Source organism: Methanothermococcus sp. (assembly GCF_015523155.1).
Lineage (GTDB): Archaea > AGJL01 > Methanococci > Methanococcales > Methanococcaceae > Methanofervidicoccus.
Window position 1 is genome coordinate 19,172 of the sequence record NZ_WAKW01000001.1, and the last position, 13,108, is coordinate 32,279.

Here is a 13,108-nt window from a genome sequence, read left to right on the forward strand (position 1 = left end):
ATCTCCTTAAATGATTAATATCGTATAATATTATAAAAAAGTATATTTTATTATTTTTTATTATTTATTGCGTATTCATTAACTTCTCCTTCAATATGCTGTTTATTAACTTTCCATCAGCTTTACCCCTCAAAACTGCCATACATCTACCCATCAACATTCCCATAGCTCCCATACCTTTGCTTTTTACAACATCAATGTTTTGGTTTATTATATCCTCTATTATCTTCTCAACCTCTTCTTTTGATAGTGATTTAAGACCTTTTATTTCCAAAATCTCATCTAAATCCTTTTCAGGATATTCTGCAAATCCTTTTAATACTTCAATAACCGCCTCTTTTGACATTTTTTCATTGGATAATCCTTCAAATACCATATCAAAGTGTCTTTCCATTAAAACATCTATATCATAACCTTCCCTTTTAATTTCCCTCAATGTTCCCTCCAATGTTGTGGCAATGAGCGTTGGTTTTATATTTTTATCCTTATATTTTTTACATAATTTTTCAAATATTTCAACACGATGAGACATTACCATAATTCCTGCCAAGTCCTTGTTTAATCCATATTCTTTCATAAATCTTTCCAATTTTTCCTCAGGCATCTCTGGTAAATTGTTTTTTATATCTTCAATAACTTCCTCATTTATCTTTATGGCTGGAATATCGGTTTCTGGATACATTCTTGCAGAGCCTGGAAGTGGTCTTAAATATGATGTGTTTCCATTTTCAAGAGCCTTTCTAGTTTCCTCAGGAACTCCAACAATTGCCTCCTGAGCTCTTTCAACAATTGCATATAATGCCCTATCTACCTTACTTTCTTCATCAGCTATAAGAACAATGGCATCTTTTTCAGTAAAGGTTGTTTTAAGTTTTTCTCCAACATATTCTTTTAATTTATCCACTTCCTCCTGGGTAATTCCATAGTTTGGGAGCTCATCCGTATGGAACAAACCACCCACTCCTGCAATCACCTTTGCTCTATCTGATAATTCAGTTCCCAACCTTCTACCTGGCTGGATTTCTTTTCCAACGAGTCCTCCAAATCCTTTTAACAATACTGCCTTTATCTTTCCATTTTTCTTCTTCAACGCATTTTTAATTACCTTTGATTTTGTGTCTTTTAGGAGTTCCGTTATATCAACTATTTCATCTATAATTTCGGCATTTCTTTCCTTTAATGTGCGCGCTATTTCCAGTAAGTTAATCTGTCTAATTACTTCATTTTCAATTATTTTTTCAATCAAATCAAGGTTTTGAACTCCTTTAACCTCTATTCTTGCTCCATTTTTAATTGATATATTTACATCCTGTCTTATTGTTCCAAGCCCTCTCTTTGCCTTTCCAGTTGCCCTTAATATCATACCTATTCGTCTTGCAGCCTCCTTTCCCATCTTTGGGGATGTGATGTCCGGTTCTGTGGTAATTTCCAATAATGGTATTCCCAATCTGTCGAGACGGTATATTATATAATCTTTTCCATCCTCTATCTTTCTGCAAGCATCTTCCTCTAAACATAGGCTTGTAATTCCTACTTTTCCGTATTCTGTTTCAATATATCCATCATTTGAAACAAACATGGTTCTTTGAAATCCTGATGTATTTGAACCATCAATTACTATTTTCCTCATTGTGTGGATTTCATCGACTATATTCATATTCATTAAACAAGATACCTGCAATGCGGTTTTTATGGCTTCTTCTGATGGTAGATGTGGCGGTTCTTCATCCAATTCAACCAAACATGTTGTATCGTTGTAATATTGGTAGATGAACGTTTTACCCTTCTTAGATTCAATAAGTGCTGCTTTATCTATCTCTCCCATCTCACTTTGAGATGTTCTCAATACCCTTTTAATCTCACCATCTGGTTCATCATCCCTTATTATTGTTGGACAATTGCAGAAAAGCTTCCTTTTTGTATTTAGTTGTTGGTGTATCTCTAAACCTACCTTTAATCCTAAATTTTTATAATCTATTTCCATTTTATCACCAATGCTTATAATTATCATCCTATAAATATAGGATTATAAATTATAAATAATAATCATAAATATATATCCTTTTTATACGAGAAATAATAAAATATAAGATAATAATATAAAACCCTTTTATAATTAATGTTTATTTAAGATTATTTCTAAATTATATATTTTATTTAATTTGGTGAGTTCATGGAATATGAGAATGCAAATGAAGAAGATAATATTATAAAAGTTGCATCTAAGGAAATGCTCAAAGGTTCTAAGATGCTTGGAAAACACTGTAAAAAATGCGGTTTTCCACTGTTTGAAGATAAAAATGGCAATATATATTGTCCAAATTGTAATTATAATGATCATAACTATAATAAAAACGACTCTCTTAAAAAAGAAGTGAAGGAAGAGAATGTATCTTGTTTTAAATCATCCCCTTCAAAAGAAAATAATAAAATTATAGATAAAAAAATAAACTATTTATTAAAAAAATTGGACAGCGAAACAGATGTAAGTAGAATAATTGAAATAGGAAATGCTATTGAATTACTAATTAAATTAAAAAATGTATGTAATATAAAAATAGAAGATAAATAATAATAAATATTATATATTAGATAAGCCCAAAATGTATATTTATTTTAGTTTCTGTAAAATATAAATATATCTTATTTAAGATTTTTAAAAAATTATTATAATAATAACTTAAAAAGGTGAGAGTACATGAAAAATAGATTGGTAGTGGTTACAGGAGTCCCGGGTGTAGGTGGCACCACAATTACGCAGAAAGCTATGGAAAAATTAAAAGAAGAAGGCATTAATTACAAAATGGTTAATTTTGGAACTGTAATGTTTGAAGTGGCAAAATCTGAAAATCTTGTGGAGAATAGAGACCAAATGAGAAAATTAGACCCCGATACTCAAAAAAGAATTCAAAAAATGGCTGGAAGAAAAATTGCAGAAATGGCTATGGATTCACCTGTTGCAGTAGATACTCACAGCACAGTTAAAACACCTAAGGGATATTTACCAGGACTTCCAAAATGGGTATTGGATGAGCTCAATCCAGATACAATTGTAGTTGTTGAGACAACAGGTGATGAAATTTTAATGAGGAGATTGGGCGATGAAACAAGAAATAGGGATTTAGAAATGACTAACAGCATAGAAGAGCACCAATTTATGAATAGATGTGCCGCAATGGCTTATGGGGTTTTAACAGGAGCTACCGTGAAAATAGTTAAAAATAAAGATAAATTATTGGATGATGCTATTGAAGAGCTAATTTCAGTTTTAAAATAAATTTTATATTTTAATATTTAATTTAGGTTTATTATAAAAATAAAAATAATAAGGGATAAAATGTTTGAATCTATTTTTAACATATACTATACTTCATTAGATGCTGTATTTATGCCGCTTATTACACATATGCATCCTGCCATTGCTATATTAATTATAGCATTTATAGTTTCGCTTATAATAAATTTGGCTACAAAATTGCTTGTTAATCAAGATAGGATGGCAGAATTGAAAAAGGAAATTCAAGAATTCCAAGTTAAAGCAAAAAAAGCAGCAAAAGACCCCGAACTTATGAAACAATTGCAGGAAGAACAGCAAAAAATGATGGCAATGCAGATGGAAATGATGAAGATGAGCTTCAAACCTATGATTTACACATGGGTTCCAATTATAGCAATATTTGCATATTTAAGGCATGTTTATGGTTTTGGAGGGATTGTTCATCAGTTAAATCCTACATGGAATGGAGTGGTAGTTCATTTACCGTTAATATTATCAAAAATACTATTTGTATCAATTTTCCACTGGCTTGGTGGTATATTTTATCACGGTGGATTTGGTACAGTTTCCAATGAAGCACTTGGATGGCTTGGATGGTATATTTTGTGTTCAATGGCTACATCAATGATTTTGAGGAAGGTAATGGGAATAAAATAAATATAATCTCCCATATATCTTTTAACCAAAAAGTATATATATTACTTTATGCATTTAATAAATAGGTTAAGTGCGGAGGTGGTCGAGCCTGGACTATGGCGCCGGACTTGAAATCCGGTGGGGCTTTGCCCCGCAAGGGTTCAAATCCCTTCCTCCGCGCCTTTTTATTTTACCATTTCAAGGTCAAAAACTCCCTATTTTCAAGGTAATTAATCACTTGGATTAATCCGATAGTCTATTAAAACCAAATGCTTTTAAACCTATCGGACTTCATTAATTTTTGATTTAATTGTTTCCATGTGGATGCCAACCCTCTCTTTTGCATGAGCATATATCATTGTAGTGTTGATAGTTGAATGTCCAACATAGGCACTTATTACTTCTAATGGAACTCCTGAATCTAACATCCTTGTAATAAAACCATGTCTTATTGAATGAAGAACCAAATCCCTATTTTTTGCAATTTTACCTTCTTTTTTGAGTTCATCAACAGCCCATTTAAACAACTTGCTTAAATGGTCTCTTCTTACCTTTTCCCCCCTATCGTTTTGGAACAAATAGGCATCAGGAGACTGATTGATATTAAACCTAATATGATGTTTTAAAAATTCAAGTGTGTCTTTTGCACATACCACAGTCCGTTCCTCTTTTGTCTTAGTCTTTCTTAATTTAAATGTGCCCTCTTTCAAATCTGCATCTTTAAACTTAATGTCCAACACTTCCCCAGCTCTTGCTCCAGTATCCCACAGGAATCTAAGAATTAGTATGTCCCTTTCTTTACATTTTCTTTTTGATTGTATTATTTTCTTTAAAACTTTATCAAATTCATCAGCAGTAATGGCATCATAATGCTTTTTATCTATCCTTCTGAACCGTCCCCTTTCCATTGAATCTCTTATAAATTCATCAATATTGTTTAGTTTGAAATATCTATAAAATACTTTCAATAATTTGAAGTATTTATCTTGGGTATTAAGACTTATCCCTCTTTCTGTGTCTAAATAGTTAAAAAATGAAATAAAATCTTTTGTTGTTAGTTCGTTAGGTTCTTTTTTCAATCGCTCCTTACAAAAGGTTAAAAAAATATCCAATCTGGATAAATCAGTGCCTAATGTCTTTTTAGAAACTTTATCATATAGTCTTTCTTCCTTGAATTGTTCCAGCCATTTGTTTTCCTCTTCTCTTTCTTCTTTTGGTTTTTTCTTAGCCTTCCTGATAAATAGTGTCTCTATTCTCGGTTCCATATAATCCCTTCTCATACTTGTAAATTGCATAATTTAATAACTCTGATGTTTTGTTCCCGTATCTTTTAATTATCTCTTCTTCCTCTTCTGTTAATACCAATCTTGATTGGTATTTTTTAGGTAAATCTGCCACCTCAACTAATAAATTAACATCCACCACATCCAATTTTAAAAGTTCATGCAGAAAGAACCTAACCTTCCTTGCTGGAAGTTTTTTGTATAGGTTAAATCGTTTATACATAACATCACCACATATCATATTATGTTCCCGGAGCTCCGACTCATCAGTATTACTAAACTTGCAGAGCTCTGGGGTTGGTAGTATTACTCATCCTCAATATCTTCTTCATCAATATCTTCATCATACCCCATTTCTTCCATCCATTTTTGTAATAGTTTTAACTCCTCCATTGCCATCTCAACTCCTTCCTTAATTGCCTTCCATTGTGCCAATGCTTTACTATATTCTTCCCAATTATCTTCATCAAGTTCAGCACCCCACCTTAAAAAGCATTTTTCCAAGTCATTATCGTCACCTAAAACATGCTGATATATTATTCCCATCCTGTGCGTAATATCATGTATGTTCATTTTATCACCATATATTTATAAACTTAAATTCACGCATTCACAAAATCGATTTAGAGCAAAAGGGGGAAGAATTATTTTTTATAGCCCTAATACTCTATGCCCCTACCGATTCACACAACCCCCTATTTTTCAACATCAATCAGCCCGATGGTATTCACATTGTTATAATACCCTATAAACCCCATCTCTTGGCTCGTATATTTCTCCATCCTCAATTAGTTCTTCCAATGTATCCACTAAGAAAATATCCTCAACTTGAATTTCTTTTTTTAATTCTTCAAAGAAAATATCCTTATTATCTGAGCTCATGAAATAGTCCAATACTTTATCATATAGTTCCTTCTTATCTTCAAGTTCCATTCTTAAATATGCCTTTTTTCCTTATGTTTTGTTATTACCATTGCTATTTTTTTATCATCTGTTTCTTCCAATAGTGCCAATACCCATCCCATGCCTTTTCTTATCATACTTGATAGCATTTGTTCATTTACTTCCATATTTACACCTCTTGTCAAGTTAATTTATAATACCCAAATCTTGGGCTGTAAATTTCACCTGATTTTTTGAGCATTTCAAGAATATTTTCAACCTCTTCCTCGCTTATTTTGTATTTTTCTTTTGCAATCTCCATGATGTCATCTTCATGAGCCAGTTCATTATCTGATGTTTCAGATAGTTCTTTTATAATCTCAACTACTCTGTCCATCTTTTCCGCTTTTGATTTTGGAACACCATACATTTTACCTAAATCATAACTTCCTGTTTCAGGGTCATATGCCACTTCTTTTAAACATTCATCCATAATTCTTACAGCTTCCCTTGCATCCTCTTCCTCTACAATATCGCTTAGTCTTGCTTTTGCATGTGCCTCTGCGAGTCTTAATATTGCTTGCAACTGCCTTGGTGATATTGGAAGAGCACTTTTACCTTTACTTAATTCTATCATTTTCAGGTAGTAATCAACAATTATTTTTTCCGCTTCCTCCCCTATGATTGGCTGGATTTGTTCAGCATATACTATATATTTTGAAACTAATTCTATACTCAATTCTACGCCGTTAATTTCGTGTTTTTCCTTAACTCCTTTGATTATGTTATTCCCTTGCTTAATAATGTGTTTTGCAAGCATCCTGTTTTTATCTAAATCATTATCCCTTTTAAGTGGAAAAATTAAATCAAACCTGTCTAAAAGTGGCGATGGAATGTCAATTTGTTCCATTACTGATAGGTTGGGGTCAAAACTTCCACGCTTAGGGTTGCATGCTGCAAGTGTAGCACACCTTGCAGGAAGAGTAATATTAATACCTGCTTTATCCAGTGTTATTTTTTGGCTCTCTAATGGCTCTAACAAAACAGGAAAAACAGATTTATTTGCAGTGAGCTCATCTATACATGCAGTCCCTTCATCAGCTAATGCATACACTCCTGGTTTAACAACCCAACCGTCTCCAAATTCTGTTTTTTCCCTTACAACCGCAGCAGTTAAACCTGGACCTGACGCAGTTGTTAAAGATGCATACTTAACATGTGGATATTTTTCAAGTTCTCTCATCATTGTAGTTTTACCACTTCCTGGGTCTGTGATTAAAAGAATGTTTATGTTCTGCTTGTCATCTCCTTTTTTTGCCCCTTTAATTTGCTGTAAAAAAATAGCCTTTTTAATAGTATCATGTCCATAAATTTTCCTAAACATATATTGTGCCAGTTTATCTGACGCATTTTTATCCTCTGCGATTTTGTGTATTTTTTCAATGTCTTCTTCTGTAATATTCACTTCATACTCATCTATTGGCTCGCAGTATATTCCGTATAAACATATATCTGAAACTGATGAGTTTGTTCTTGACTTTTTAATTGGAATTGCTGTAATTTTTACCCTACCGCTAAATATTCCCTTCCCCATTCCTTCTATGAATACAGTTGCAGAGTGCTGTTTCCCATCTTTTGACACTTCGGTTTGCTGGATTAATAACTCCTGGAAGTTTGTATGTTCTGAATCTTCTTCCATATAAGACATATTTTGAGCTCCGCATTTACATGGAACTTTTAATTTCCGTGGATTATCCCATAATCCAATTTCCCTTTGGGTTGTGTTTCCACATTCATGACATAGGAATGTTGCTTTTGTTGTCCTTGTCATCATTTTTGATGATTGTATAATTGCTCCTTCGAACTCTACAAGTTTTCCTATGTCTTTTGATGTTATTTGTGAAAGTAATTTGTGCCTTCCAACTAAATTTGTAAATGTAATTTTCAAATTTTCAATATCCTCATCCATTCCGAGTTCTTTGTATGTTCTTTTTAGAATATTCGAAATAACTGTTCTTGCTTTGAAGGGGTTGTTAATAATTTCATCGTTAAGTTCTGCAAGATGGGGGCATAATGTGATAAATTCCCTAACATCTAAAACATAGTATCTTGGATTTTCACCTATCTTTGCCTTAAAATATTCTTTTAAAAACTCTTCATACTGGTTTTTAAATTCCGTCTCATCGAAGTAATTATGATTTTGAACTTTAAGGATGGAAATGTATTTTTTACCATCCTCCATTGTTTCTTCTATCTCTCCATTTTCTATCATTCTTTTTTTAGCCATTGCAATAGTATTCTTTTTATACTTCTTTTCCAATAATATATTCTGTGCTTTATTCCATTCAATTTTATTATTTGATTTTAGAATTTTTAATATTTCATCCCTTACTGTCATATTATCCCTTTACTACTATTTTTAAGGTTTTTTTATTAATCATATCTCTAAAATCAACTGTTTTTTTATGCTTTTCAAATTCCATTCTGCTTACTTTCTTAACTTTAATATCTCCCCCGAGAATTTCCAACACTTCTTTTACTTTCTGGAATTCCTTTTCCCCTGAAACAATACCATAACTTTCAACCCTGTCTCCTTTATAGACTAAGTAGAACAACACCTTCATACACCTCCATTTATTAGCATCTACACCTCAGCGAGGTATCTTTTGTGTAATCCATTTTTAACCAGCAACCAATTCTTAGCAATATAATGATATCCTTCTGGAACCACTATTGAATAGTGAGCTCCGTTCCCCCTGCCCCATTCAACACAAACTATATAATTTTCGGTTCCATCTGAAAGCTTACAATTTAGGAAAATATCTTTAATCCGCAGTGGGTCTATGTCATGTTTTCTGCACCAGTTTAAAAAATCAGTTTCATTTTTGATTATTTTCCCAGTCATTTTTACCCCCCTTTTCTTTTTCTTTGTCTGTGTCATTTTCTATTATAATTCTGGCTTGCTTTCCAATGAATTTTTTAGGTAAGATTACATGTCCAGATGTTGAGAATGGCTTAATTGTTTTAGTTAATATTTTATCCATAATATCCACCGTTGATATTTTTGTTAAACTATGATATGATATATATTAGTATATATACTTTACTATTTTTATCAACGATTTAATCTATCAATCAACGATGGTATATATATCAATCATTTCTAATTTTAATCAACAGTCAAAAAGAAAAAAGGTAGGATTATGCTATTTAGGCTATTATCAAAAAAGTATGTTAAAGACATTATACAAATATTAAATACAAAAGGTGAGATTGGATTTTCAGAACTAAAAAGTAAATTAAACGTTGATAAAAGTTATTTAAGTAGATTACTTTGTGAATTGGAAGATAATCAGATAATTTCACGGAAGGAAATAATTATGGATAGAAGAATTCCACGTTCATATTTTAAATTAACGCCACTTGGAAAAAAAATAATCCAATTATATGAACTTGAAGAAAAATTAGAAAAAGAAAAATCAAACATTATTATAGGAGACAACAACATCATAGCCAACAACATCCAAAATTCCCATATCTCTTTTAAAAAATAATCATTGTCCCTATTGCAATAATAGTTTCTTTTAAGAAAACATAAAATTTTGTAATTAAAGTTAAATTAAATTTATATTAATCAATTCATGTGAATAATGACTTGTTCATTCACATAAAATAAGTAATTTTAAAAGAGCATAATTAAAAATAATAGATATAAATCCGTATTCACACATTCACGCAAAAAAATTTTAGGAGTAAATTTTTACCTCCAAAACCTAAAAAATTACATACTCAAACCTAAAAATTACCTCATTAAAAAAATTGCGTGAATAAGTGAATAAGTTATTATCATTAAGTAAATGCTAAAATCTCTTATAAAATTCGTTGGATTGTGTGAATGAACAGACACTTATTCATGTGAATATGAAATTTTCTAATAAGGAAAAATTGAATAAAAATAAGTAGAACACACAATAATATTCATTAAATTATTAAATCCAAAAAGAAAAGCATTTAATTTTTATTTTTCAATTCATCCCTAATCTCTTTTAAAATTTCTTTCATTTCCTCTTGTCCTTTTTTAACTTCTTCCAAAACTCCAAATATCATTTTAATGTATTTAACTCCATCATCTAACTTTTTATTGAGCTCTAACAAATCATCTGCTGAAATCCTATTAATCCCTTTTGGAAATTCAATGTATGTGTTTAGCTCTTTTTCTTCTATCTCTTCTATTTTAATCAATTCATCTTTTTTTGCCAATGTTTTTATGTTCTTTTTAAATAAATCCTTTATCTCCTCATCATCAAAGTTTGCTAAAATCCTAACCGTTCCATCTCCATAATTATAAACTACCCCATCAATCCCCAAACCTCTCCCAATGTCTTCTATCCTATCTCTAAAACCAACATGCTGGACTTTACCATATATTTTTAACTCATAAGTTGTTGCCATATTCTCACCTTTTATGGTATATATATCATAACTTCTATATATTTTATTCGATATTAATATAGTATTGGAGCTCTGATAATACTACGGTTCATTTTCATATTAATATTAAAGAATAGGGGGAAATATGGTATTAAATACATTAAAGCTTTTACTTAGAGGATATAAAAGTTGGACTCCAGATAAATACCACAAATATGCCTATGGACAGTGGTATGAAGATATGTTTTATCTATATATCAATTATACATATATTGTCTTTGATAATGTTAAGGTCAAGGGTAGTTTTTACTGCACAAGAAATTGGTGTGAAATAAGGGGCAAAAATAAGAATATGATATTACCTATAAAAAATGTAGAATTCTATAAAAAAACAACTATTGTTGAAACCACGGAGTTTGATAATAACCATATATCGAAAGGAACTATTGAAAATCATATTCTTTTAGTAGTCAAAAAATACAGTTTAGAAGATATAAAAAGATGGAAACGATGGAAAAGGAAAATATAAACGATAATTAATTGGGGATATTATGAGCATTAAAAAATATCTTATATTTTTAATGGTAGTAATAGTAGCATTTTATTATATCCACACACATGAAACTTCTTTTGTATTGGACGAATTAGGAAATGAAATGTTATCTAAACTTAATGAAAATGAGATTGTTGAATTACAACCATGGGCATATCATTTCCAGGGTAAAGATATGTATGAAACAATTTGGAATATAATATTTTGGCAGGAAGATAATATTGGTTATGACTACCGTAAAATGTTTAGTTATAGTAATTACATTCAATCCCCCACAGAAACTTATCAAAAACATTCAGGGGTTTGTATTGATTATACTCTATTAACTGCATGCTTATTGTTGGGACTTCATAATGATGCTTATATATTCGTTATAGACAGTAAAAACCCTAACTCTGGAGGGCATGCCTTTTGTGCAGTAAATGTCAGTGGAAAGTTTTATGCCATAGACCAAAATGCTCCAATAACTGATGTAGATAACCATATAAAAAATTTTATAATAGAACATCCTGATTTAACTGCATCAAAAATTAGAGTTTATCATTTTTACATACCCAAGGATAAGATTTATGAAGTGCATGCAGATATGTTCAGATGGCAATATCATCCAATAAATAAAAAGCTAACCTTGGAAGAAAAAAAGAAAATTGAGGAAGATATTATTAACTATTTTTCAAAAAAATACAACTTAATACCTAATCCTAAAATTAATAATATGGAAAAAATGGAATACCTTCCCCAGGGATTTAAAAAAGGAACATATGTTTATCAACCTTACGAGTGTAATCTACATCCTGAATTTGAAGAGCAATATGCGAGATGGTTAGATAGGAGATTAAGCGGACACTTAACTTTAACTGAAAAATACAAAAATGAAAAACTTGAAAAAATAAACTTTGAAAGTTGGAAATACATATGGGTAAAAGTTGAAGATAATGGGGGTTCTGGAAGGATATATACCTACTTAGCAAACTAAATTTACTCCTTGATTATACTTCTTTTTAATATATGTTAATTTTTTAAAATGCAATACATTAAAATACAATATTTATAAACTTAAATTCACGCATTCACAAAATCGATTTAGAGCAAAAAGAGAAAGGATTATTTTTTATAGCCTTAATACCCTATGCTCCTGCCGATTCACACGACCCCCTATTTTTCAACATCAATCAGCCACCCCCCATTCACAAAAATTATGGTCCATAGTATAGGCACCCCACCACCACAGCAGGAGCTCCTGGAACATAATGATAATGTTGTGATAGAAACCTGGATGATGATACCTAAAATTTTAAGGTCTGTGTGAATCGTAAGGAGAACCCTTATTTTATATGTTTTCTCCTCTGTTTATGCTCCTTTTTAAAAAGTGCGGTTTTGTGAATAAGTGAATGCAAATATTTTAATATGTTAATTTTAACATTTTTTCAAAAAAATGTCATCTAAAATCAATAGATATATTTATATAACTATAACGATATATATGTAATTAAGGGATAGCATGGACAAAGAGGTAAAGGCAAGACTCGAAAGACACTATTTAATTATAATCATTGAACTGTGCATGATGCTCGGGGCGTGTATCTATCTAAAATTATATGATAAAATAGTCGATTTTTGCATGGCTATAATTGGATTTATAATAACATACATACTATTGAAACTCCAGAGGTGATAGCATGGCAAGAATACAAGTAAATGAGGAAATTGTTGTAAAACTAGACCTTATGAGGTCAAAGGTTGCACTGAGACACCTTAAAGAAAATAAAAAATTCAAAAAAGTATCTAATACAGATATTTTAGACGAAGCATTGCAATTGTTTGCAGAAAAGCACGGCATACAAATATAATGGGTGAGCTCATACTCAGCATTATACTTTCACTCTTTTTTTCCACATTTTAGGTATTATATGGAATTTTTTTATATTCTCCTACTTTTTTTATTTCCTTTTTTCGAAGTTTTCCGCAGTTCGCTGAATTATTCAACTCAAATTTAAATGCCAATATGGATGGGAGCATGAAAAAACAGCCACTCGGGATGTTTTA

The 13,108-nt window shown here is 30.9% G+C and carries 19 protein-coding genes and 1 tRNA gene; 9 read left to right on the forward strand and 11 right to left on the reverse strand.

All coding sequences use genetic code 11. From position 1 onward, the window contains the following. Nucleotides 1–64: 64 nt before the first annotated feature. Nucleotides 65–1,984 (reverse strand): Glu-tRNA(Gln) amidotransferase subunit GatE, encoded by a 1,920-nt coding sequence (gene gatE / locus F7B34_RS00085; protein WP_292459308.1) that lies wholly within the window; start codon nt 1,982–1,984, stop codon nt 65–67. A 189-nt stretch (nt 1,985–2,173) separates the two neighbouring features. Between gatE and F7B34_RS00090 the strand changes: the two genes are divergently transcribed. From F7B34_RS00090 to F7B34_RS00105, 4 genes are all read left to right on the forward strand, one after another. Continuing rightward, nucleotides 2,174–2,572 (forward strand): Sjogren's syndrome/scleroderma autoantigen 1 family protein, encoded by a 399-nt coding sequence (locus F7B34_RS00090; protein ID WP_292459310.1) that lies wholly within the window; start codon nt 2,174–2,176, stop codon nt 2,570–2,572. A gap of 126 nt (nt 2,573–2,698) precedes the next feature. Further along, a complete protein-coding gene (locus F7B34_RS00095; protein ID WP_292459312.1) occupies nt 2,699–3,277 on the forward strand; it encodes an adenylate kinase in 579 nt (192 codons plus the stop codon). Between the two features lie 60 nt (nt 3,278–3,337). Next, the gene (locus F7B34_RS00100; protein ID WP_292459314.1) at nt 3,338–3,934 is read left to right on the forward strand and encodes an EMC3/TMCO1 family protein; all 597 of its coding nucleotides are present in this window, start codon (nt 3,338–3,340) and stop codon (nt 3,932–3,934) included. Between the two features lie 72 nt (nt 3,935–4,006). Continuing rightward, nucleotides 4,007–4,093 (forward strand) — tRNA-Ser (locus F7B34_RS00105). A 101-nt stretch (nt 4,094–4,194) separates the two neighbouring features. Here F7B34_RS00105 and F7B34_RS00110 read toward each other — a convergent pair. The 9 genes from F7B34_RS00110 to F7B34_RS00150 form a co-directional block, all read right to left on the reverse strand. Next, a complete protein-coding gene (locus F7B34_RS00110) occupies nt 4,195–5,178 on the reverse strand; it encodes a site-specific integrase (protein WP_292459316.1) in 984 nt (327 codons plus the stop codon). Then, nucleotides 5,138–5,419, reverse strand: a complete 282-nt coding sequence (locus tag F7B34_RS00115; RefSeq protein WP_292459318.1) for a DUF2540 domain-containing protein — start codon at nt 5,417–5,419, stop codon at nt 5,138–5,140. The genes F7B34_RS00110 and F7B34_RS00115 overlap by 41 nt, the downstream gene beginning before the upstream one ends. A gap of 83 nt (nt 5,420–5,502) precedes the next feature. Then, on the reverse strand, nt 5,503–5,769 hold the full coding sequence (locus F7B34_RS00120; RefSeq protein ID WP_292459319.1) for a hypothetical protein: 267 nt from the start codon (nt 5,767–5,769) through the stop codon (nt 5,503–5,505). A gap of 162 nt (nt 5,770–5,931) precedes the next feature. Continuing rightward, nucleotides 5,932–6,129 carry a hypothetical protein gene (locus tag F7B34_RS00125; protein WP_292459321.1) on the reverse strand — a complete coding sequence of 66 codons (198 nt, stop codon included), beginning with the start codon at nt 6,127–6,129 and terminating at the stop codon, nt 5,932–5,934. A gap of 2 nt (nt 6,130–6,131) precedes the next feature. Continuing rightward, complete coding sequence (locus tag F7B34_RS00130; RefSeq protein WP_292459322.1) at nt 6,132–6,266, reverse strand: hypothetical protein; 135 nt, start codon at nt 6,264–6,266, stop codon at nt 6,132–6,134. A gap of 14 nt (nt 6,267–6,280) precedes the next feature. Further along, a complete protein-coding gene (locus F7B34_RS00135) occupies nt 6,281–8,476 on the reverse strand; it encodes a minichromosome maintenance protein MCM (RefSeq protein ID WP_292459323.1) in 2,196 nt (731 codons plus the stop codon). A 1-nt stretch (nt 8,477) separates the two neighbouring features. Further along, a complete protein-coding gene (locus F7B34_RS00140) occupies nt 8,478–8,702 on the reverse strand; it encodes a hypothetical protein (protein ID WP_292459325.1) in 225 nt (74 codons plus the stop codon). Nucleotides 8,703–8,722: 20 nt separating this feature from the next. Next, nucleotides 8,723–8,983, reverse strand: a complete 261-nt coding sequence (locus F7B34_RS00145; protein WP_292459327.1) for a hypothetical protein — start codon at nt 8,981–8,983, stop codon at nt 8,723–8,725. Then, nucleotides 8,958–9,122 (reverse strand): DUF2080 family transposase-associated protein, encoded by a 165-nt coding sequence (locus tag F7B34_RS00150; RefSeq protein WP_292459328.1) that lies wholly within the window; start codon nt 9,120–9,122, stop codon nt 8,958–8,960. The genes F7B34_RS00145 and F7B34_RS00150 overlap by 26 nt, the downstream gene beginning before the upstream one ends. Nucleotides 9,123–9,281: 159 nt before the next feature. On the opposite strand from F7B34_RS00150, the gene F7B34_RS00155 reads away from it, so the two are divergent. Further along, on the forward strand, nt 9,282–9,632 hold the full coding sequence (locus F7B34_RS00155; RefSeq protein WP_292459329.1) for a MarR family transcriptional regulator: 351 nt from the start codon (nt 9,282–9,284) through the stop codon (nt 9,630–9,632). A gap of 457 nt (nt 9,633–10,089) precedes the next feature. On the opposite strand, the gene F7B34_RS00160 is transcribed toward F7B34_RS00155, so the two are convergent. Continuing rightward, nucleotides 10,090–10,530 carry an acylphosphatase gene (locus tag F7B34_RS00160; protein ID WP_292459331.1) on the reverse strand — a complete coding sequence of 147 codons (441 nt, stop codon included), beginning with the start codon at nt 10,528–10,530 and terminating at the stop codon, nt 10,090–10,092. Between the two features lie 124 nt (nt 10,531–10,654). Here F7B34_RS00160 and F7B34_RS00165 point away from each other — a divergent pair, with 124 nt between their 5' ends. The 4 genes from F7B34_RS00165 to F7B34_RS00180 all read left to right on the forward strand — a co-directional run bounded on the left by F7B34_RS00165 (nt 10,655) and on the right by F7B34_RS00180 (nt 12,912). Next, nucleotides 10,655–11,038, forward strand: a complete 384-nt coding sequence (locus tag F7B34_RS00165) for a hypothetical protein (RefSeq protein ID WP_292459333.1) — start codon at nt 10,655–10,657, stop codon at nt 11,036–11,038. A 22-nt stretch (nt 11,039–11,060) separates the two neighbouring features. Next, on the forward strand, nt 11,061–12,038 hold the full coding sequence (locus F7B34_RS00170) for a transglutaminase-like domain-containing protein (RefSeq protein ID WP_292459335.1): 978 nt from the start codon (nt 11,061–11,063) through the stop codon (nt 12,036–12,038). 525 nt (nt 12,039–12,563) lie between these two features. Next, a complete protein-coding gene (locus F7B34_RS00175; protein ID WP_292459337.1) occupies nt 12,564–12,737 on the forward strand; it encodes a hypothetical protein in 174 nt (57 codons plus the stop codon). Nucleotides 12,738–12,741: 4 nt separating this feature from the next. Next, nucleotides 12,742–12,912, forward strand: coding sequence for a hypothetical protein (locus F7B34_RS00180; protein ID WP_292459339.1), 171 nt, complete (start codon nt 12,742–12,744; stop codon nt 12,910–12,912). Nucleotides 12,913–13,108 lie beyond the last annotated feature (196 nt).